This is a genomic window from Mucilaginibacter sp. OAE612 (genome assembly GCF_041806395.1).
In the GTDB taxonomy this organism is placed as follows: Bacteria; Bacteroidota; Bacteroidia; order Sphingobacteriales; family Sphingobacteriaceae; genus Mucilaginibacter; species Mucilaginibacter rubeus.
The window spans coordinates 3,216,668-3,239,363 of sequence record NZ_JBGMUW010000001.1 but is presented as its reverse complement, the minus strand read 5'-3'; the positions used below and the strand labels follow the sequence as shown (position 1 = coordinate 3,239,363).

Here is a 22,696-nt window from a genome sequence, read left to right as displayed (position 1 = left end):
AGCCGCCCTAACAGTCGGTTTGTTTTATTCTGTTTCCGCTGCTGCGGCTTCATTTACATAGTTTTCAGCTACCTGGGTTAACAGTGCATCGGCATTTTTCTCCTCGGCCAGGGTTTCCTCAAGTAGGCTTTGCGCTTCGCTATAGCCTAATGTACCGGCCAGCGTGCGCAAGGTGCCGTACGACGCGATCTCATAATGCTCCACTTTCTGTGCCGCTGAAATGATCGCTACGTCGCGTACTTCGGTACCTTTGTCGGTATCTGACAGCAATTCTGTTGCTTCATTCAGCAAACCTTCCATGGCCAGGCATTTTTTAGCCGAAGCTTTCTCACCAATAGACTCGAATACGCTTTCCAGTCGGGTTACGTGGTTTTTGGTTTCTTCCAGGTGGGTGGTGATGGTTTGCTTCAGATCTTCTGAGGTAGCTCCCTTGATCAATTTGGGCAGGGCGGTGGCCAAATGCTTCTCGGCCCAATAAAGGTCCTTGATCTCGTCAATGAATAGTTCTTTCAGCGCGCTCTCGGCTTCCGGGCTGCGGCTGGCCGCTGCTGCGGTCTTTTTGCTGTTTGTTGTTGCCATAGTAGATATATGTTGATGATAATTAAATTGAGTTAGCGCCCTGATCAGCATCTCCGCGGTAGCTTGGATAGTTTGCTGAATAATTTCTTCGCATGATCCCTGAAATACTTTTCGAAAGCTGAGGTGCCTGTCGTGGATCAGTGCATATACAAACATAGTTCCAACCGGTTTTTCCGGGGTTTCGCTGCCACCGGGTGTAGTGAGCCCGGTAACGGTTACCTGTATGTCGGATGGGATAAGGTGTGCCAGGCGGTATGCCATTTCCCTCGTCACCTCCATCGACTCTGGTGTAAACTGATCAATCAATCCCTTCGGTACCCCTAACAGGGATACTTTGAGATCGGCATCATAGCAGGCGATCCCACCCTTGAGAACCTGGCCGGATTCGTCGGTAAGTGCAAACTCCGAACAAAGCCAGCCTGCCGTAGCGCTTTCGGCAAAAGCAATGGTCATCCCCTGTTGAGCTATCAATTTACTACATTCTTTAATCTTATTTTCTGCCATGATTAATTGATCCAGGCCTGTCGATTACAGACTCTATAAAAACCTCCGGAAATACGGTTTTGTTTTGTTGTAATTTATTATTTTAATAATAAATTAAAGTTTGGAGAATGGCACCGATAGAGAAATGTGCGCCGCAAACAAACTCATCGGCTGCTCCATAATAGATGGTTAAACGGTCGCCATCGACAATATGGCCGTTAGTGAAAACAACATAACCGAAAAACCCGCTAAGCTCATAAGCCTCGGTTGGCACCATAATCGGGTTACCACTTCGGGCGATAACCTTTGATGGATTGTTAATATCCATTAAAAAAGCTCCAAGACAATAACGATGTTCAGCATTTGCACCATGATATATCTCCAGCCAGCCATGTTCCGTGCGGATAGGTGCCGCGCCCGCGCCAACGCGACCGCTGTCCCACATTCCGGGCCGGGTTTTTATCAGGCATTGGTGATTGCCCCATTGCCGGCTGTCTGATGACTCTGCCAGCCAGATATAATTGCCGCCGATCTCTTTGCTGCTTGGCCGGTGTAAACAGTAATATTTTCCGCCGATCTTTTCCTCAAAAATTGCGCAATCCTTATTATGCGGAGGCAGGATCATTCCGCCGCTTTCAAAGTGCTGCCAATTGGTGGTTGTTAGGAGGCCTACACCTACGCCGCTGTCAGATACAGCGGTATAGGTGAGGTAATAAGTGTCATTTATCTGCGCAACCCGGCAATCCTCTATACCAAAACGTTCCAGGTATCCCTTTCCGAATAAGGGCGGATAGCCTTCCTGTTCAGTAAAACGGATCCCATCGTCACTGGCCAGTAAACGTAAATGCGAAACTGTGGTGAGATAATCCAGCCCCTTGTAACTAATGACCCGGGCATCGGTAGCGATAAGGTCGGGGTCGTTAAGCGGCACTTTAATGATTTCGGTATTGCCCGTGGCATCCAGAGCAGGGAAAAATAAAACTCCTTCCTCCTGCATAACCCCTTCGGCTACCCTTACAATAAGCCAGGTTTTACCGCCATATCTAAAAACGCCGGGATTAAGCAGGCTGATAATTTGTAAACCCTCGCGACTGGGAGCAAGATCTTTTGGCAGCAGCAAAGGGTTTTCGGGAAAGCGTTGTGCCAGGTCTTTCATATTTCTTCCCCGCTAACCCAGGCTTTGGCCTCCTCCAATTGATCGGGTGAAAAACCGCGCGACTTGCCCGGTATCATAAACCGGAAGAGGTCCGTAAACCATTCCACACCTTTCTGGTAGGTTACTACCGCAATGCGGTGCCAGTTTGTAAAGTTCGTTAGCCCAAGTTTGAGGTCGTCCCACCAGGCCGCCAGCGTGAAATTCTCCACGCCTGTTCCCAATACCAGCAAATAGTTAATTTCACCCTGGCGGTTTTTCAGCTCCTGTATCTTGGGTATCAGTATGGTCTCCATATCGTTGCGGGTTACTTCGCCGCTGGCATAAATCCCTACCACGTGCTGCGGGAGATTATTAATTATTTGTAGCATAGCTTGTTGTTTTTTGTGAGATGTGATAACCAATGCCGGCAAAAACTGCGAACACAATATGTGCTGGTATCAGTTGCAGATAGTATTTTTTAAAGTTGAGGGATGGGGGCAACGGGTGCATTTTAAAGGTCGTTTTCCAAACAGCTACAGCTAACAGCCCGCTTAGGCCACCCAACCAAAGATTTGTTTTAAGGTCAGGTTTTAATTTACCGCGGTGCCATAGTTCTACATAAACGAGCGTAAACAGCAGGCCTACGCCGTAATGCCCCAGCCAGCCTAACGCCTGGCTTTGCTGTTTATCTAATTTAGGGATCAGACGGCCGGTTAGCTGCCCTAGTCGCTCCGGTTCGCTAAAGTTTTCGCCATCGGCCAGCGAGACAAGATAGCTGAACAGCGTCATGAAGGTAGTGCCGGTGACTCCCGAAATTAAAATTTCTTTAGTTTTCATCATCGCTTATCCTGGTAAGGCCTTTGGTTGCGGGTCCGGTTAATACATTGCCATCAATATCGTAGCGTGCACCATGACAAGGGCAGTCCCAACTCTTTTCTTCGCTGTTCCAGCTAACAATGCAGGCGGCGTGAGTGCAAACGGGACTTAAGGCATGTATGGTGCCGTCGTCATCGCGGTAAGCGGCGATTTTGTTTCCGTCTACTTCAACCACTTTGCCGGTGCCAGGCTTTAACCTGTTCAGCGAATCGGGACTTTTAATATTCAGGCGATCAGCCACAAAGTGGTAGGCTACATCGGCGTTTTCTTTTACAAATTCGCTAAACCCGTCTATCGGTTTTATTCTGCCCGGATTAAACAGTTTTTCATATTTGCTGCCTTTGCCGCTTACCAGGTCGGCAAGGATTTGGGCGGCAACACTTCCAAGCATCATGCCGTTGCCATTATAACCGGTTGCGCAGTAAATACCATTGGCCGCTAAAGGCATGCGGCCGATATAAGGAAGGCCATCTACGGGTACATAATACTGGCTTGACCACCGGTATTTCACCGATGATACATTATAATACTTACGTGCATATTTTTCAAGGTCGCCAAAAGCTTTCTCCGGCTCTTCGTGCCCTGTCTTATGATCCAACCCGCCAATCAACAATAATTCCTGTCCGTCTATTACATGTGTCCGCACATAATGATATGGTTCCTGGCAGTCATAAATTAGTCCGTCAGGATATTTTCCGCTATGGAGTTTAACGGCCAATACGTAACTGCGGTAAGGTGCGCATTCGAAATTGAGTACATTGATATTCGGCGGCATGTGGGTGGCATAGATTACATTTTTTGCACGAATCTTATTTTCACCGGCCTGCACATTATGTATTTCATCTTCAGTGACTATTTTTTCAACAAGCGTATTTTCTAATAAGGTGCCGCCGGCTTCCAAATAAGCTTTTAGTAATCCTTTTAAATATTTTATGGGATGAAATTGTGCCTGGCCATCGAAAGCCAAAGCTTTTTGAAAAGGAACAGGTGTCGGTACTTCGTCAGTATATTTTACAGGAACGCCAACTTTGGTAGCACCCCGGTATATGTCATCCAGCATTTTCACTTCATCTTCATTTTCGGCATACAGGTAACCGGTTTTCGGTTCATAATCGCACTTAATGCCATAGGTGTCGATATTGGTTTTAATCAGTTCGAACCCCTCATTGATCGCATCTGCAAAACCCTGTGCGCCTTCCTCGCCAAAAGCGCTTTCAGCTTCGCTGTAAGTAGTATCAGCAAAAGTATTGATATGCGCGCTGGTGCCGCCGGTTGTGCCAAAACCGGTATTATGCGCTTCTGTAATAATGGTAGCCTTGCCTGCTTTTTGTAATAGCAGCGCCGCCGTCATACCGGTAATTCCTGCGCCAACAATGAGGCAATCGTATATTTTATCTTCGGGCTTAACCCTGGCTGCCGGACTGCTGAGATACTGCCAGGGGCTATTCCTGGTACCATCTCGTTTGAGGTTCATAAATGTCATTGCATAGATTTTGTACCATTAAATACAGCGCAAATGCGTAATAGTTTCTTTTGAAGAATATTTTTAATTATTTAATTAAATTTGCGGACACAGCTGATACAATCAACTTTTTCGCGGGGATATGGTGTTAGGGGTTAATCCAAAGGGTTGGGGACGAGCGATTTGAACAGGTTTGTTTGCCTTATCACATTTATGCCAACCATTTATGCAAATGTTTGTTAAGCCAATCATGCAACAAGAAACTACTAAAACACGGTACACTGATACCGAATTAAATGAATTCAGAACGTTGATCAAAGAAAAGATCGGCATGGCACGCGAAGAACTGCAGGAACTGGTGGGTACCCTCAGTGCTTCAAATACCAACGGGGATGATGCCGCAATTGCGGGCAAGACGCTTGAAGATGGTTCGGCAACTTTTGAAAAGGAGCAGATCAACCAGCTGGCCGCCCGCCAGAAAAAATTTATCGAGCAGCTTGAAGCCGCGCTGATGCGTATTGAAAACAGAACTTATGGCATTTGCCGTTCTACCGGTAAACTGATACCAAGGGAACGCCTGCTTGCTGTGCCGCACACTACCCAAAGCATGGAAGCCAAACTTAAACAGGCATGAGTTCGGCATTTGTAAAAGAAGGGGAGGCCAGGCACCTTAAAGATGTTGCACCGAATATAGGCGCACTGCTTTTTTTTCTGCGGGTGGAAAACAACGGGACTATTATCCGTGATGAGAAAATCTACTTTAGTCAAAAACATGGCCGTGATGTTTATGAAATGAGTGACGGCCTGGCCTATGCCCTTGACGATGACAATCATTGGTATATCATACTTGACCTATGAAAGGACTATTTTTTGGAGGTACCAGTGGCTTACAAATCGACAGGCCCAGGCGGGATTTTCCGCCTGAATACAGCCATTTGTCGCGGCTGGGCTATTATGCTTTGCAGGAAAATAGCATCGAGGTTAACAGCTCTTTTTATAAAATCCCGCAAGCAAAAACCATAGCCCGGTGGGCAACGGAAGTAACCGAAGGTTTTCGATTCACTTTCAAGCTGTGGCAGGGGATCACGCATCAAAAAAGTTTGTTTTTTAATGAGGAAGATGTTACCCGTTTTATGCAGGCTATCCATTTGCCGGAAACTGAGCGGGGCTGTCTGCTTGTTCAGTTTCCGCCAAGCCTGCAGGCGGGTGCACTTCCTCAATTAACAGAGTTACTGGAGGCCCTTAAACCTTATACCTGGCCCATGGCCGTCGAATTTCGTCACCCGTCCTGGTACAGGGATGAAGTTTTTGAACTTTTAAACTGGTACCAGGCTGCAATGGTACTGCAGGATATGCCCAAATCGGCCACGCCCATGGAAATCACTGCCGATGAACTGGTTTACCTGCGCTTTCATGGCCCATCAGGCAATTATAAAGGAAGTTACAGTGAAAGTTTCCTTTCTGAATACGCATCGTATATCAATGAATGGCAGCAGGAGGGTAAAACAGTTTACGTGTACTTCAACAATACCGCCGGGGCGGCACTGGAAAATCTCCAGTTATTGAAACAGCTTCTCGTTTAAGCAATACCCCTGGTAGCTTAAATCTGCCCTGTAACGAACGCTTTATTGGATCGGTATCTGCGTGTGTTTATTAGTGTTATAAATACAATTAATTTTTTTATTTCTGTTTTTCGATATAAATTATTTCTTATCTTGTCGTCGTTATAGCCTAAAATAGTTACACCATGGCAAAATTGCTGCTTAGGATGTGATAAACGTAAACAACGATCTGATTGGTTAATTTTATCTCGCTTAATTAAATGTATTTAGTACGCTTATAATTATGTGCGTACGAAATGCCGGTTAGGATGATTTTATCTTAAATGAAAAATTTTTATGATCATGCGGATGTTCAATTGATCGGGCTTTTTGAACCTGGAGATATTGACGCGTGTGAAGGAATCTACAACTGGTATTGGCTAAAGCTCGTAGGATACTTATAGAAATAAACAAAGCGCGGGATGGCGGGTTGGCCGTTACTGCTTTTGAACTAATAATCATCAGGATGAAAAAAAGATTACTTATTGCATTATCATTTTATTGCGGCGTTGCTTACGCGCAAACTAAGGATTACCCCATTAAGCCGGTATCATTTACCAATGTAAAGCTTAATGATAAGTTTTGGACCTCGCGTATCGAAACTAACCGTACGGTCACCATCCCGGCATCATTTGCCCGGTGCGAGAATACCGGCAGGGTTAAAAATTTTGAAATGGCGGCTGCCCGCAGCGGTAAGTTTTGTACTAAGTTTCCTTTTGATGATACGGATATTTATAAAACCATTGAAGGCGCATCTTATTCTATGGCCGTTCATCCGGATGCAAAGCTGGATGCCTATGTCGATTCATTGATCACGATAGTAGGGAAAGCGCAGGAGCCGGACGGATATCTTTATACTGCCCGTACTATTGACCCATTGAACCCGCACGCATGGTCGGGCCCGGAGCGTTGGGTAAAAGAGAATGAACTGAGCCACGAACTGTATAACTCCGGACACATGTTTGAGGCAGCGGCCGCACATTACCTGGCTACCAACAAGCGCAACTTTTTAGATATCGCGCTTAAAAATGCCGATCTGCTGGTTAAAACCTTCGGGCCGGGTAAAAGGCATGTAGCGCCCGGCCATGAGATTGTGGAAATGGGCCTGGTACGCCTGTACCGTATCACCGGCAAAAAAGAATATCTCGATCTTGCTAAATTTTTTATTGACGAAAGAGGGCACCGCACCTATGATAAAACCAGTACCGACGAATGGAAGAACGGGATGTACTGGCAGGACAATGAACCTGTCATAGCACAGGAAGATGCCGAAGGTCATGCCGTAAGGGCAATGTACCTGTACTCGGGCATGGCCGATGTTGCCGCTTTAACCGGCGATAAGGAATACATCGCCGCCATTGATAAGATCTGGAACAACATGGTTGGCAAAAAGATCTACGTGCAGGGGGGAATCGGCGCAGTGCCGGGCGGTGAACGTTTCGGAGCCGATTATGAGTTGCCAAATACTACCGCTTATAATGAAACCTGTGCGGCAATAGGTGATGTGTTCTGGAACCAGAGGATGTTCCTGCTGCACGGCGAGTCGAAATATATTGATGTGATGGAAAAGGTTTTATATAACGGGTTAATTTCGGGTGTTGGGCTGGATGGCAAGACATTCTTCTACACCAATGCCATGCAGGTAACCAATGGGGTTACACATCATGAGCTTGAGCCCGAGCGTTCCGGCTGGTTTGAGTGCTCATGCTGCCCAACCAATATGGCGCGTTTCCTGCCGTCGTTATCAGGCTATATGTATGCTCAAAAGGATAATAATGTATTTGTGAACCTGTTTATTGCTGGTACAGCAAATATGGAGATTGGTAATAAAAAAGTGAGCATTGTTCAAAGCAATAATTACCCGTGGAATGGTGCACTGTCGTTTGCTGTAACACCGGAGACGGCAACTAATTTTGCTATGCACATCCGGATCCCGGGCTGGGCAAGAGCACAGGCGATCCCGTCTGACCTGTATGTTTTCCAAAATAAATCGGCTGCAAAAATCAGCCTGAAACTAAACGGCAAAGCGGTTGCTTATAAAGTTGAAAATGGCTACGCTGTAATTAACAGGCAATGGAAAAAAGGCGATAACATCCAATTAAACCTGCCGATGGAAGTTAAAAAGGTTATAGCCAATAAGGCATTGGTTGATGATAAAGGTAAAACAGCCCTGCAACGCGGCCCGATTATGTACTGCGCCGAGTGGAAAGATAACGGCGGAACGGTGAGCAATTTAGCAATCCCTGTAAACGCAGCTTTTAAACCTGTAGCCGAACCAAACCTCTTAAATGGCATAACTGTTTTAAAAGGAGAGATCCTAAGTAAAACAAAAGGCGAAGCTGCTAAAAAGGTAGAACTTACGGCCATCCCTTATTATTCATGGGCAAACCGTGGTAAAGGCGAAATGACCGTTTGGTTTCCCGAAGTAAATGCCGCTGCTAAATAAATATATGAAGCCTCAGCAACTCTCCAGCAAAAAAATAGGATGTTTTAGGTTAATTGCATTCAGCATTCCCGTACTTGTTTTATTATTTGCCAAAGCATTGCTGAGGCTTTTCCATTACAGGCATGATACCAGCCTGTTTAGCAAATACCCTTGATGACCCTGACTATTGGGTGATCAATAAATACGCGAAAAGTATTTTTATACACTACAGGTCCAACTGAGCTAACCGCGCAGGTATTGGCAACTCATCGCAGCAAACTTCCGAAACCTATACGCCATCATTTAAGCTCCCCGGCGTGATCTGAAAACATTTATATATTTTTTTAAAATTGTCAGATATTAGGCTTAAAATTAAATAACCAAAATTTACAAGTCTTAACTACCTATACCTTAAGATTTACCGGCATATCTTTTTTCTGAAAATTTGAAATGTTTAATAAGCAATAATGAAAAATATTAAAGTGATCATCCTTGCAATCATAACTACCTTTTTTATGGCCGGGGCTTCGGCTAATGCGCAAAGCAGCAAATTAATCACCGCCGATGTTTGTGTATATGGCGGAACCTCCGCAGGGGTAATCGCTGCATATACGGCAAAAAAGATGGGCAAAACGGTGATTTTGATAGAGCCGGGAAAGTATTTAGGTGGCATGAGTTCGGGAGGTCTTGGCTACACGGATATTGGGAACAAATATGTGGTGACCGGCTTAGCACGTGATTTTTACCGCCGTATAGGTACGCATTACGGAAAATTTGAACAATGGATATTTGAGCCAAAGGTAGCGGAGGGAATTTTTAATGATTATGTAAAAAGGGCTGGCTTTCCTGTTTTATTCGGGAACAGGCTTATAAAAGTGAAAAAGGAAAAAAATCAGCTAAAGGAAATTATAGTAGAGGACAGCTATAAGCCCTCTGCTGCTACCAATAAAACTATTCGAGCTAAGGTATTTATTGATTGTACTTATGAAGGGGACCTGATGGCCCGCTCAGCTGTTTCTTATACTGTAGGGAGAGAAGCTAACAGCCAGTATGATGAAACTATAAACGGAGTGGAGTTGCTGGATAAACACCAGTTTCCGGATAGTATTGATCCCTATAAAGTGCCGGGCGACGCGAAAAGCGGTTTATTGTGGGGTATAAATAAGGAAGTATTACAAGCAAATGGTGCGGGAGATAAAAAAGTGCAGGCATACAATTTTCGTATCACGTTAACCAATGTGCCCGAAAACCGGATCCCAATTTCAAAACCCGAAAATTATGATCCTAAAAAGTATGAGTTACTGCTGCGTTTAAAAGAGAAGCAACCCTGGAAATCAATTTCCGATGTTTTTATTATAAGTAAAATGCCCAGTGGCAAAACGGATATCAATAATAACGGAGGTTTCTCTACGGATATGATCGGGATGAACTGGGAATATCCGGAGGCTGATTATAATACAAGGGCCAAAATATGGAAGGAGCATGAAGATTATACCAAAGGTTTCTTTTATTTTATCGGCAATGACACCCGCATACCCGGAAATATCAGGGACGAAATGAAACAATGGGGGTATCCCAAAGATGAATATACGGATAATGGGAACTGGACACCACAGCTTTATATCAGGGAAGCCCGACGAATGATTGGTGAACTGGTTATGACCCAGCATCATTGCCAGGGAAAAGAACAGGTAGAAGATGGAGTAGGAATGGCCGCATATGGTATGGATTCGCATAATTGCGAAAGGTTGGTAGTTAATGGCATAGTGAAAAATGAGGGGGATGTTCAGGTACATGGTTTTGCGCCATACGCTGTTTCGTACAGAGCTATAGTCCCAAAGCAAAAAGAAGCCGCTAATTTATTTGTCCCGGTATGCTTATCTGCAAGTCATATAGCTTACGGATCAATCAGGATGGAGCCGGTGTTCATGGTATTAGGCCAATCTTCGGCTGTGGCTGCATGCCAGGTTATTGATAAAAAGATTGCGGTACAGCAAGTTAATGTAAAAGAGGTGCAAAGCTTGCTCAGGACAGACCCTCTTGCAGATGGTAGTATACCCGAAGTACTGGTTGATAATGAGGACAGTCACATAACAGGCGACTGGAAAACTGAAAAATCAGGCGGCTATGGGCCAACCTATCTCACGGATGATTCAAAAGCAGAAACTGCAAAATCGGTAAGGTTTATTCCGGAAAGAGTAAAAAAAGGTGCTTACCGCGTTTATACCTATTTTCCTAAGGTTATGAATCCGGCAGCAAAAACTTACATTACTATTTACGATGGTGAGAAGGCCACAGAAAAGATAATCAACCAGTCTGATTTGCAGGTAGAAGGCCAAACTTCAGGTGAGTGGCTTCCACTGGGATTATATAACTTTTCAGAAGAAAAGAAGGCATATGTAGAAATTTCCAATAAAAACGCGGATGGCGTAATTGTGGCTGATGCAGTGCTTTTTGTGCCTGTTAGGTAGTTTTATCGTTCATATGCGACGCTTAAATTGTTAAAATGGCCTTATTAAGTATAAATTTATTAGAGATGCAGTCTTCAAGTATCTGATAAAAATACCGGTGCTGCCGATAGCCCCAATATTTTAATTTAATAATATTTTATATTTTCATTGCTTATCACGGCTTTGATAAAATTAAACTATGTTTAAATCGCCGTTGTAAACCAATTAAACAAGCATAATGCAAACAAAGCAAAGAGCTAATTACGGGGTGAAATCCCTCGTGCAGCAAATTGTCGGATCAATCAGTAAGAATATTGACAAAGGTGTTTACCGGAAAAATGAAAAGCTGCTGTCAATAAATACATACAGCAAGCAACACGGTGTAGCAAGGGACACCATTGAAAAGGCTTACACGATACTTAAGAGCAATGGCTATATCCGTTCGGTTTCCGGAAAGGGTTATTTTGTAGTCGGTAAGCCCGATGTGCGGATCAAGGTACTTTTGTTGTTTAATAAGTTAAGCTCTTATAAGAAAACAGTTTATGATACCATCGTACGCACCCTGGGTGATAAAGCCAGGGTCGATCTTCATATTCATCATTATAATCCCGCTTTGCTCGAGGAAAGTATAGATTCAAATTTGGGCAATTATCATTATTATGTGGTAATGCCGCATTTTTTTGATTATAGTAACGAGCAGGAATATTTAACCATTTTAAAGAAGATCCCGGTTGATCAGTTGATATTGCTGGATAAAGATTTGCCCAAATTAGCCAGGCAGTCGGCTGTATTCCAGGATTTTCGCAACGATATCTACGGTGCATTAAATGTGGTCACCGATCTGATTGCCAAATACAAAAAATTAATAATCATATATCCCGTAGACCGTCACCATCCGCCCGAGATTAAGGATGGAATAATGCAGTTTTGTGAAGAGAAAAACAAAAAGTTTGAAGTAATAGACGCGTTTAAAACAGACGATCTTAAAAAAGGCTCCCTTTATATTGTATTGACCGAAAATGACCTGGCCGACTTGATTAAAGGCGCCAGAACAAGTGGATATGAATTAGGGAAAGATATAGGGATCATATCTTTTAATGAAACCGTGTTTAAAGAATTATTGGATATTACTGTTATTACAAGTGATTTTGAAGAAATGGGCAGAAAAACAGCAGAGCTAATGTTGCAAAACAAAGCCGCGGTTATTAAAAACGCCTTCAAAATAATTATCCGGAAATCGCTATAACGAAGCCCTGAGTGTAAGGTAAAAAGGCACCTCATAACGGCCCGTAGAGCCATTTTTAATAATATCCGCGGTCATTTTTCCCATTTCCTCAAAATCTGTGGATATGGTGGTTAAGCCATTGAGGATGATTTTTTTTAGCGGGGTTTCATTGTATGATATCACGCCAACATCTTTACCTATCTTTAATTCCGTAGCCAGGATTCTTTCAATCAAAACCACAAGGTCATTTTCCATAAGGTTAATGAATACATCTCCTTCATGTATCGGTTCGCCTTGTATATCATGAACTACCTTGTAAGTAAACGCGTATTGGATACAAAAACTGAAAAAGCCTTTCAAAATCTCGCCCGGAAAATAAGTGTATTCAGGAAATATGATCTTTAGGGTGTGATACTTCCTTAATTGCGGCAGGGCTTCCTCCAGGGCCTGGTAAATGTCTTTTTCAAAATTCTCGTACACGGCAGCAAAATCGCCTTTTATCCCTGGCACTAATTTATCAAGTATGATCAGTTTCTCTTTGGGTAGGGTATTAATAATATCGTGAACGTTTTCGCCGCCGTGCATAAAGTGCGGCAGGATCACATAATGAGTGTAATCGTTGCTATTATTTTGAAGCAGTTTTTTAAAAAATTCGAAGTCGTTATTGTATATATAAAAGTCGATAGCTGCTTCATGCCCAAGACCATCAACTATGGCATCATAAACCAGCTTTTTATGAGTGCTTAGCTTGTTAAATATTAAAAAAACCTTAAACTGTTGCCCGGCTTCAGTGTTTTTGATGTAATACCCCTTGCCAGGTACCGAGCCAAGCAAACCGATTGATTTCAGGTGTTTGTAAGCTTTTTCAGCAGTATCACGTGATATTTCAAAATTGCAGTTTAACTCATTAATGGATGGCAGCGTTTCGTTAATGATTAATTTTCCTTCACGTACACTTTTGATGATCGAGTTAGCTAACTGGATGTATTTGGGGGTAGACGAATAATAATCAATATAAATGTATTCTAAAAATCGTGAAGACTTCATAACTATTGAACTGGCTACTGGCAAAAACTTAAAGTTAATCAAATTAGGTTTGATAAGACTCCCACCTTTTGCGTGTGTAAGCCGGGGAAGCTTAATAAGCAGCCAAAATAAATAAAGTGATGAATTTGTTACAATAACAGAGCCTTCAATCAGGATGGTGCAGGACGCTGTTGGTATAAACATGCTCTAACTTTATATATTATAAACCTCGGCCCATATAAACCGGCCGGTAACCGGATAAAATTATAACATAATGATCAAGCTGCCCTACAAGATCTTGCTGTGTTCTGTTTGCGTTTCGTTGCGGCTCATTGTACCCGTACAGCTATTGCTTGTCCTTTCACAGGTTGCAGAGGCCCAGGCAGTAATGGAAACAGGTGGCACCAGGCATATGCCCGAACAATGGATTGATAGCGAAACAGGTCATAAAGTAATCCGCCTGGTGAACCGCGAAAATGACAATGGCAGTTTTTACTTCAACAATACACCTTTTGTTCCTCAAATAAAGAATGAAGGCGACCTAATGGTATTTTATGGTAAAACGGACAAGGGAGAGCAGCTATTTACGGTTAATTTAAAAACTCAGAAAATAGAGCAGTTAACAAACAGGTCGAAAGTATCCGGCGAGATGGTTTGCGCCAAAACCCGTGAAGCGTTTTACCAAAGTGCCGACAGTATATTCGCCGTAAATGTTAACACCCATAAAACAAGGTTCATTTACGCCTTTTCTCCCGACTTTAAAGGAAGGGTAGGTACTGTAAATGCCGACGGAACTTATATGGCCTGTGTTAAATCTACCGGTGAGCAGGAGCGTGAAATACTTGCAAAATATCCCGAAAAGCATGATTTCTTTAACCGGATCTATGATGCCCATATCCAACATACCTTATACGTGCTTGATGTTAAACATAAAACATTGAAACAAATACACCAGGAAAACGAATGGACAAATCACCTGCTTTTTTCGCCTACAGATCCTGATAACCTTTCATATTGCCATGAAGGCCCCTGGGAAAAGGTGGACCGGATCTGGAATATCAATATAAAAACCGGCGAAAACAAGCTGTTGCACAAGCGCACCATGGTCAATGAAATAGCCGGTCACGAGTTTTTTTCACCGTTGGGTAATACTGAGTGGTTTGATTTGCAGAAACCTAAGGGGCAAACTTTTTTTCTGGCAGGTATCAACATGAAAACAGGAAAAGAAGACCGTGTTTATCAAATGGACAGGAACGAATGGTCTATCCATTTTAACGTAACTAAAGATGAACAAACCTTTGCCGGCGACGGAGGTAATTCCGGGCAGGTAGCCAAAGCACCCGATGGCATGTGGATCTATTTGTTTAAGCCTAACGGCGATCATTTTAAATCAGAAAAACTGGTAAATATGAAACATCATAATTACCACCTGGAGCCTAATGTGCATTTTTCGCCCGATGAAAAATGGGTTATCTTCAGGGCCAATTTTGAAGGTCATGAGGGCGTTTACGCTGTAGAAATTGCCAAACACTAATACCCCAAACAGGATGTCATTGATCAAAAATAATTTTAAAATAGCTGTTGCATTCGCACTGGCAATAGGTTCGCAAACAGTATCTGCGCAAATCGGCTGGCCTGCAACTACCAAACAAACCAGGCCCTGGGCCCGCTGGTGGTGGGAAGGCAGCGCGGTAAATAAAAAAGACCTGACCTGGAACATGGAAAGCTACCGTAAAGCCGGTTTGGGTGGCCTGGAAATTACACCGATCTATGGCGTAAAAGGGCACGAAAATGAGTTTATACAGTACCTGTCGCCGCAATGGGTAGATATGTTAAAGTACACGCTGACGGAGGCAAAACGGCTGAATATGGGCATTGATTTGGCTAATGCTACCGGCTGGCCTTTTGGTGGCCCCTGGGTTACCAATGAAGATGCCAGTAAAGAACTGTTCTGGAGAAATTACGATGTCAAAGGTGGTGAAAAGCTGGGCGAACCTGTGGTATTTGTACAGCAGCCCCTCGTGAGGGCCGACGGGCAAGCGCCAAAGATCACAGATTTGGTTGAACCTATCAGTAGTAATAAAAATTTGCAGTTGATGGCCCTTGACCAGGTACGGTTTGAAAAGCGGATCCCTTTAACGGTTTTAATGGCTTATGATGGCAAGGGGCAGGTATTGAACCTTACCGATAACGTTGATGCAGCCGGCAAACTTAACTGGACAGCACCCGCCGGCGAATGGAAACTTTATGCCCTTTTTCAGGGTTGGCATGGTAAAATGGTTGAGCGTGCGGCTCCCGGAGGTGAGGGTTATGTTATCGATCATTTTTCCAAGCCGGCACTTAATCATTACCTTGCCCGGTTTGATCAGGCATTTAAAGGGCAGGATTTAAGCGGGATCAGGGCATATTTTAATGACTCGTACGAAGTGGATGATGCCCGCGGGCAATCGAACTTTACCCCACAGTTTTTTGACGAATTTATTAAGCGCCGCGGGTACGATCTGCGCGATCACTTGCCGGCTTTATTAAGTAATGATAATAAGGAAAATAATAGCCGCATACTATGCGACTATCGCCAAACCATATCCGACCTGTTGCTTGATGATTTTACCAAACCATGGCATGACTGGGCCAAAACCAGGGGCGCTTTAATCCGCAATCAATCACACGGTTCCCCATCAAATATACTGGATCTATATGCTGCTATTGATATTCCCGAAACAGAGGGCGATGATGTGTTGCGGTTTAAATTTGCCACATCGGCAGCACATGTAATGGGAAAACCTCTTGCATCGTCCGAGTCGGCGACGTGGCTTAATGATCATTTTCTATCGTCGCTGGGAGATGTTAAACAGGCTATTGATAAATATTTTGTAGGAGGCGTAAACCATATTTTCTATCACGGCATCAGTTACTCGCCTCAAAATGCCCAATGGCCGGGATGGTTATTTTATGCTGCAGTTCACTTTAACCAAACTAACCCGTTCTGGAGTGATTTCTCAACTTTAAATCAATACATAACTAATTGTCAGTCGTTTTTGCAGCAAGGAAAGCCCAATAATGATATATTGGTTTATTACCCGTTATTTGATAGCTTTTCCGAGCCGGGGGATAGGGGCCTGCTTAAGCATTATGATGCCATGAAACCCGATTTTAAGGGGACAGGCTTTGAATCCTCTGCCGAAGAAATGCTTAAAAAGGGCTACACGTTTGATTTTATATCAGATAAGCAAATAATGGATTTACAAACCTCCGGTACTCATTTGCTTACCGGCGGTCTTAATTATAAGACTATCCTTTTGCCTGATAATAAATATATCCCGCTCGAAACCTTTAATAAAATGGTGGATCTGGCAAAGGCCGGGGCAACAATAGTGGTATATAAAAATCTTCCATCGGGTGTGCCCGGATACACGGGGTTACAGGAGCGTGAAAAGGCATTTAAAACACTGCTTGCCAGGTTGAACTTTACTGCCGAAAATAATGGTGTTAGAATTGCCAAAGTTGGCAAAGGCCGTTTTTTAATGGCAGATGATATTGCTCCGTTGTTGGATGCGGCGGGAATAAACAGGGAACAAATGATCGATAAAGGCTTGCAATTTGTACGCCGTACTTACAAAAATGGGAACAGCTACTTTATAACAAATAATGGCGGCAACCAGGTTAATGGTTGGGTAGACCTGTCCGTTAGCGCTGCATCAGTAGTAGTATTTGATCCCATGACAAAAAATTATGGATTGGCTAAAACCCGGAAGCAGGCCGATGGCAAAACCGGCGTTTATCTGCAATTATCACCGGGGCAAAGCTGTATTTTACAAACCCTGCCTGTAAAAACTCAAATAGTAGCGTATCCTTATTATCAGGTTGCAGGTAAATCAGAGCCTATCAATGGTACGTGGACACTGAGCTTTACCGAAGGTGGTCCGACATTACCTCAGCCAATAAAAACCGCAGCGCTCAAATCATGGACTGATTTAGGCGGTGATGATCTCAAGGCTTTTTCCGGAACGGGCAGTTATGCTATCTCCTTTAAAAAGCCGGTGCAAAATGCTGCTGTTTGGAAGCTTGATTTGGGGAAAGTTAATGAAAGTGCAGAGGTTTATTTAAACGGAAAAAAGCTGGCCACGCTCATCGGTCCGCAGTATGTGATCACCATACCTTCAGCACAGTTAAGGACGGTCAATCAGTTGGAAGTAAGGGTTGCTAACCTCATGGTTAACCGGATCATTGATATGGATAGGAAGCATATCCCTTACCGGATATTTTATAATACCAATTTTCAATCCCATAGCCCGGGCTCTAAAGAGCCTGACGGGCTTTTTACGGCTATAAACTGGGAACCGAAGCCTTCCGGTTTGATTGGGCCGGTAACACTTGAGCCGGTTAAGCCGTTGTTTGTTAAGTAATTATTTAAGGGTTAATTTCAAAAAGGTGGTCATGTTGGCCGCCTTTTTTTGTGTTTTTAATGTATCGGAGCAGGATACTACAGGATGGTATTATTGAAATTAACTTTTATGTTCGTTTATACAATTATAACCCAAACTGTACCAAACAGTAAACCCCTTAATTTGATTTTATGAAAAGAATTTTTATTTATTCTTGTAAAATGCTATTGCTGTTGCTGCTCTTTAATGTGGCAGGGGCAAACAGTGCATTGGCACAAAAGCTTAGCATTACGGGTACTATTACAGATAGTAAGCGCCAGCCGGTTTCGGCTGCTTCCGTGCAAATAAAAGGCACGAAATCAGGTACCACGTCTGATATTGACGGAAAATACTCCATTAAGGCTTCCACAGGGCAGGTTTTAATATTTAAATCAATCGGTTTTGATGCTAAAGAAGTTACCGTAGGCACAAACAATACCATCAATGTTAGTTTAACGGAAACTGAATCGCAATTGAACGAAGTGGTAGTAATCGGCTACGGCGCTCAAAAACGGGCTAATGTTACCGGATCTCAGGCTACCTTCAAGGCCGATAACCTGAACGAGCGGGCTATAACCCGTGTTGACCAGGCCTTGGTAGGCCAAATGGCAGGTGTAACTGTTAAGCAAACAACGGGTGTGCCGGGTAAAGCATTTAGTGTTAACGTGCGCGGCAGCGGCTCCATAAGTGCCGGTAATGAGCCCTTATATGTAATAGATGGATTTCCTTTATCTGTATCAGCAATAGGCAGCGGTGGTAGCTTTGGCTCAGGAAATCCGCTTGATAATATCAACCCAAATGATATTGAAGATATCCAGGTTTTAAAGGATGCAGCAGCGGCGGCTATCTACGGCTCAAGGGCGTCAAACGGCGTTGTATTGATCACCACTAAAAAAGGAAAATCGGGCAAGGCTAAAATTAGCTATAGTGCTTACTACGGTTACAATGCTGCCGCCAAATATTTACCTATGCTTAACGGCGACCAATGGATTGACAGGGCTACCGAAATGATCAATGCTGCCTATGTGCTCAAATATGGTGCAAAGGGAGCAACTGCCAGTGACGATAATGCAACACGTCAGGCGATGAATGGCGGTGCCTTTAGCTCAGCCTATATGCTTGATCCAAGATGGGCTATGCCGGGCCATCCCGGGCTGCAGTATATAGACTGGCAGAAAGCGATTGAGCAGAAAGGAGCTATGCAAAACCAGGCATTAAGCGCAAGCGGTGGCAACGAATTTGTAAATTATTTTATTTCGGGCAACTACGCCAACCAGGATGGTTTTGTGAAAGGCCTGGGTTATAAAGCCTACTCGGCCAGGGCCAATGTGGAAGCTCGTATTGCCAAAAACCTGAAATTAGGTTTAAACATTGCACCCACTTATTCAATTTCGCAGGATCCGGGTGTTGAGGGAAAAGACAATATTTTTCACCAGGCCATAAGCTATAGCCCTATTCAGGAAGATACGGTAGGTTTATATCCCAACGCGTTTAAGAACGGACAATACACTTGGGGCAATTCGGCAAACAGCCCTATCGCTAAATTGGAGAACAAGGTAGGACAAACCAAAAAATATCGCACATTAGGCAGCATATTTGCCGAATACGAAATTATAAAAGGGTTAACATTAAGAAGCTCACTGAATCTTGATAATGTTGACAATGCCACTAATAGCTACACACCTTATACCATCGCGGGTAATCTTGCTGCCAGAACATTTGATGCTGCTAAAAATCCTAATTTAACAGCTAATACTTCAGGATCATACAGCACCTTTAAAAGGCAAACCTTTGTTAATGAAAACACGCTGACTTATAATACCACTATTCACGCAAATCACAGTCTGAGTATATTGTTAGGCCAGTCTTACAATACCGATCGTTTAGATCAGTCTTCATTATCATCAGTTGGCGGTTACACCAGCAGCGTTATCCAAACTTTAAATGCTGCCGCAGCGGTAACAGGCAGTACCTCCAGCACTAAAAGTGTGTTGGTATCATACTTTAGCCGCGCGCAATATGCATATAAGAACAAGTATCTGTTATCCGCAAGCTTGCGTGAAGACGGTTCCTCAAGGTTTGGCGGCAATACCAAATACGGTATTTTCCCTTCAGCATCTGTAGGCTGGCGTATCATACAGGAAGATTTTATGAAAAGACTATCTGCGGTAAGCGACTTGAAACTACGCTTTAGTTATGGCGTAAATGGTAATAACAGCATTGCCGATTACGGAAGTATTTCGCAAATAGGTTCATATGGATATGTTTTGGGTTCACCTCAGGCTTTAGCCATCGGGCAGGCACCAAGTAACTTACCAAACCCAGATATCAAATGGGAAAAATCACAAACTTATGATGTGGGCCTCGACTTCGGGTTTTTCAGCAACCGTTTAACCGGTTCATTTGATTACTATAACAAACTAAATACCGACTTGTTGCTGAATGTACCTATCCTGCAATCTACTGGTTTCAGCAGCCAGCTGCGCAATGCAGGTTCAGTACGTAACGTTGGTCAGGAGCTGGAATTGACAAGTCGTAATTTGGTTGGCAAGGTTCAATGGAGCACATCAATTAATATCAGTCATTACAAAAATAAAATCGTAAGCCTTTACGGTAACCAGAAACAAATTATTATTCCAAACTCCTTTGATGTTTCAGACGCTATTTTGAGCGTAGGCCAGCCAATAAACAGTATCTATGTAGTAAGGCAAATCGGTTTCCTTACACAGGCCGATCTTGATAACCATGTGGCAACCTACGGCACCGGTGAAACCGTTGGTGACCCGAAATATCAGGACTTAAACGGCGATGGTGTGATAACCGAAGCCGATAAACAAATTGTTGGCCATCCCAACCCCAATTATACCTGGGGTATTACCAATACTGTACGCTGGAAAGGCTTCGACCTTACTGTTTTAGTGCAGGGCCAAAATGGAGGATCTGTTTATTCCTTACTGGGTAGGGCCATAACCCGTACCGGCCAGGGCTTTACTGATAATGCTCCTGCATTTTATGATAACCGCTGGAGATCTCCTGAAAACCAGGGCGCCGGCCGCGTTAGCAAAGCCTATTCTACATTTGGTTTCGTAGCCAATACCGATTGGTTGTACTCTTCAGATTATGTGAGGGTTAGAAATATCACGTTAGGGTACGATCTTAAAAACATCTTTAAAACCAAAGTTTTAGGAGCAGCTCGCTTGTACGTTACGGCCGAAAACTTCTTCGGGCATGACAAATATTATGGAGGTTTCAACCCGGAGGCGCAAAACACAGCCATCAGTTCTGACAGTAACTATCCCGAAGCAGGTGATTACGGAGGCTTGCCGTTGGCTAAGTCATTGATCTTTGGGTTAAATGTTACTTTTTAATTATTTCAACATTATCAAAATGAAAAAGATATTTTTTCTATCAACCATAACAGCTGCATTTTTAATGGCCTCCTGTAATAAGGATTTAAACCAGGTGCCTATATCCGCTTCAACAACAGCAACTTTTTACAAATCGCCAAGCGATTTTTTACAGGCTACCAATGCCATTTATGCCGATCTGCACAATTACCCGGTGCGGTTAGCCAACATGTCTGAAATCCGTTCGGATAATATTTACGGTGTTTCAGTTACCGTACGTGACTGGGACCCGGTGAATGATTTTTCTCCCTCATTAGCAGCAAACGCTTACGTTACCGAAGCCTGGGGGACCGACTTTAATGGGATTTTCAGGGCTAATACCCTGCTTGACCAGGTTGCCAAAAATGGCAGCTACGTAGGTTCGACATCATTAGCAACCAGGCTGCAGGCCGAAGCTAAATTTCTGCGGGCATTTTATTACTTCGATCTGCTTAGGTATTTCGGCAAGCTTCCAATCATTGACCACCCGGTTACTGCGCCTGAAGCAAATTCTATCGGCCGCAGTTCTGTAGCTGATGTTTACAAACTGATTATAGCCGATCTGCAATCGGCCGTAGCTAACTTACCCACCACATATACCGGGGTAGACGTAGGCCGTGCCACCAAATATGCTGCAGAAGCTTTGCTGGCACAGGTGTATATGGCTAAATCGGCACCGAATTACGGTATTGAAGGGCCTGGAACGGGATCAAACGAATGGAATTTGGCTTTACCATTATTGCAGGATATTATCAGCAGCGGCAAGTTTGCTTTTGAACCTACTTACAGCAATATTTTTTCATACACCAATCAAAGCCCAGCCGTTAATAAAGAGGCCATTTTTGATGTGATGTATACCAGTGGCATAAGCGGTACGAGTGATCTTTACGGAGCGTCGTTCCCATGGACACTTGCTCCAAATGCTTACTTTTTATCTATTAAGGATACAAAATCAAACGGAAGCCTGGAAATCATCCCGGTATCAAATGATCTGGCCAACAGTTATGACGCTGCCGACGTGCGTAAGGCATTTACGATATATACCGCGGGTTACACCAATGCTGGCAGTACAGAAAATCGCCCGTTCTTTAAAAAATGGCTTGATATAACTAAAATCCCAACCGCAAGCCGGTTTGACTGGGGAATTAACTTTATTGCCATCAGGTATACCGATGTTTTAATGCTTAAAGCCGAATGTATTTTGAATGGCACAACCGGCGGATCCCAGGCTGATGTTGACGCTATTGTCAACCAGGTACGTACAAGGGCCGGCTTACCGCCGGTAACAGGTGTAACGCTGGCACAGTTGTTTGATGAGCGCCGTAGGGAGTTTGCCGATGAAGGTTCGCGCTGGTTCGATCTGCAAAGAAGTGGTAACCTTTTAACTATTATGAATAGCTGGATTGCCAAAGAAGATGCTCAGAAAGCGATAAAGCCGGTTATTGCTAATTATGTTATTTACCCTGTACCACAAACACAATTGGATGCGGCACCGGGCTTATATTCACAAAATCCGGGGTATTGATTTCGGTGAATGAATTATCCTGATCATCATAAAAATGGTTTATCCTTCGGGTTTTCGGAGGGTAAACCATTTAGAGAATAACCCGATGTAGTCATTGGT

Annotated in this window: 16 protein-coding genes; 10 read left to right on the top strand and 6 right to left on the bottom strand. The window is 43.6% G+C overall.

Annotation, left to right across the window (positions count from 1 at the left end; translation table 11 throughout):
• Positions 1 to 24 precede the first annotated feature (24 nt).
• The 5 genes from ABID99_RS13385 to ABID99_RS13365 form a co-directional block, all read right to left on the bottom strand.
• Complete coding sequence (locus tag ABID99_RS13385) at positions 25 to 1,083, bottom strand: DUF892 family protein (protein ID WP_229701486.1); 1,059 nt, start codon at positions 1,081 to 1,083, stop codon at positions 25 to 27.
• Between the two features lie 82 nt (positions 1,084 to 1,165).
• Positions 1,166 to 2,218, bottom strand: coding sequence for a glycoside hydrolase family 130 protein (locus ABID99_RS13380; protein ID WP_373614001.1), 1,053 nt, complete (start codon positions 2,216 to 2,218; stop codon positions 1,166 to 1,168).
• Complete coding sequence (locus ABID99_RS13375; protein ID WP_090525118.1) at positions 2,215 to 2,586, bottom strand: STAS/SEC14 domain-containing protein; 372 nt, start codon at positions 2,584 to 2,586, stop codon at positions 2,215 to 2,217. Before ABID99_RS13375 ends, ABID99_RS13380 begins: the two co-directional genes overlap by 4 nt.
• Positions 2,570 to 3,037 carry a hypothetical protein gene (locus ABID99_RS13370; protein ID WP_090525120.1) on the bottom strand — a complete coding sequence of 156 codons (468 nt, stop codon included), beginning with the start codon at positions 3,035 to 3,037 and terminating at the stop codon, positions 2,570 to 2,572. Before ABID99_RS13370 ends, ABID99_RS13375 begins: the two co-directional genes overlap by 17 nt.
• Positions 3,024 to 4,547: an FAD-dependent oxidoreductase gene (locus tag ABID99_RS13365; RefSeq protein ID WP_373614000.1), complete on the bottom strand. Its 1,524-nt coding sequence runs from the start codon at positions 4,545 to 4,547 to the stop codon at positions 3,024 to 3,026. The genes ABID99_RS13370 and ABID99_RS13365 overlap by 14 nt, the downstream gene beginning before the upstream one ends.
• Positions 4,548 to 4,785: 238 nt before the next feature.
• Here ABID99_RS13365 and ABID99_RS13360 point away from each other — a divergent pair, with 238 nt between their 5' ends.
• The 6 genes from ABID99_RS13360 to ABID99_RS13335 all read left to right on the top strand — a co-directional run bounded on the left by ABID99_RS13360 (position 4,786) and on the right by ABID99_RS13335 (position 12,257).
• Entirely contained in the window at positions 4,786 to 5,169 is a 384-nt protein-coding gene (locus tag ABID99_RS13360) for a TraR/DksA C4-type zinc finger protein (RefSeq protein ID WP_090526195.1), read from the top strand.
• Positions 5,166 to 5,393 carry a hypothetical protein gene (locus tag ABID99_RS13355; protein ID WP_090525124.1) on the top strand — a complete coding sequence of 76 codons (228 nt, stop codon included), beginning with the start codon at positions 5,166 to 5,168 and terminating at the stop codon, positions 5,391 to 5,393. Before ABID99_RS13360 ends, ABID99_RS13355 begins: the two co-directional genes overlap by 4 nt.
• Positions 5,390 to 6,118 (top strand): DUF72 domain-containing protein, encoded by a 729-nt coding sequence (locus ABID99_RS13350; RefSeq protein WP_090525126.1) that lies wholly within the window; start codon positions 5,390 to 5,392, stop codon positions 6,116 to 6,118. Before ABID99_RS13355 ends, ABID99_RS13350 begins: the two co-directional genes overlap by 4 nt.
• Before the next feature lie 484 nt (positions 6,119 to 6,602).
• Entirely contained in the window at positions 6,603 to 8,582 is a 1,980-nt protein-coding gene (locus tag ABID99_RS13345) for a glycoside hydrolase family 127 protein (RefSeq protein ID WP_373613999.1), read from the top strand.
• A gap of 446 nt (positions 8,583 to 9,028) precedes the next feature.
• On the top strand, positions 9,029 to 11,032 hold the full coding sequence (locus ABID99_RS13340) for an FAD-dependent oxidoreductase (RefSeq protein ID WP_373613997.1): 2,004 nt from the start codon (positions 9,029 to 9,031) through the stop codon (positions 11,030 to 11,032).
• 217 nt (positions 11,033 to 11,249) lie between these two features.
• On the top strand, positions 11,250 to 12,257 hold the full coding sequence (locus tag ABID99_RS13335) for a GntR family transcriptional regulator (RefSeq protein WP_373613996.1): 1,008 nt from the start codon (positions 11,250 to 11,252) through the stop codon (positions 12,255 to 12,257).
• Here ABID99_RS13335 and ABID99_RS13330 read toward each other — a convergent pair.
• Positions 12,252 to 13,283, bottom strand: coding sequence for a GntR family transcriptional regulator (locus ABID99_RS13330; protein WP_373613995.1), 1,032 nt, complete (start codon positions 13,281 to 13,283; stop codon positions 12,252 to 12,254). The two genes, ABID99_RS13335 and ABID99_RS13330, sit on opposite strands and share 6 nt — an antisense overlap.
• Before the next feature lie 253 nt (positions 13,284 to 13,536).
• Between ABID99_RS13330 and ABID99_RS13325 the strand changes: the two genes are divergently transcribed.
• From ABID99_RS13325 to ABID99_RS13310, 4 genes are all read left to right on the top strand, one after another.
• Entirely contained in the window at positions 13,537 to 14,796 is a 1,260-nt protein-coding gene (locus ABID99_RS13325; protein WP_373613994.1) for an oligogalacturonate lyase family protein, read from the top strand.
• Between the two features lie 13 nt (positions 14,797 to 14,809).
• Complete coding sequence (locus tag ABID99_RS13320; RefSeq protein WP_373613993.1) at positions 14,810 to 17,668, top strand: glycosyl hydrolase; 2,859 nt, start codon at positions 14,810 to 14,812, stop codon at positions 17,666 to 17,668.
• Positions 17,669 to 17,838: 170 nt separating this feature from the next.
• Positions 17,839 to 21,054 (top strand): SusC/RagA family TonB-linked outer membrane protein, encoded by a 3,216-nt coding sequence (locus ABID99_RS13315; RefSeq protein ID WP_373613992.1) that lies wholly within the window; start codon positions 17,839 to 17,841, stop codon positions 21,052 to 21,054.
• Between the two features lie 19 nt (positions 21,055 to 21,073).
• The gene (locus tag ABID99_RS13310; protein WP_373613990.1) at positions 21,074 to 22,597 is read left to right on the top strand and encodes a RagB/SusD family nutrient uptake outer membrane protein; all 1,524 of its coding nucleotides are present in this window, start codon (positions 21,074 to 21,076) and stop codon (positions 22,595 to 22,597) included.
• Positions 22,598 to 22,696: the final 99 nt, after the last annotated feature.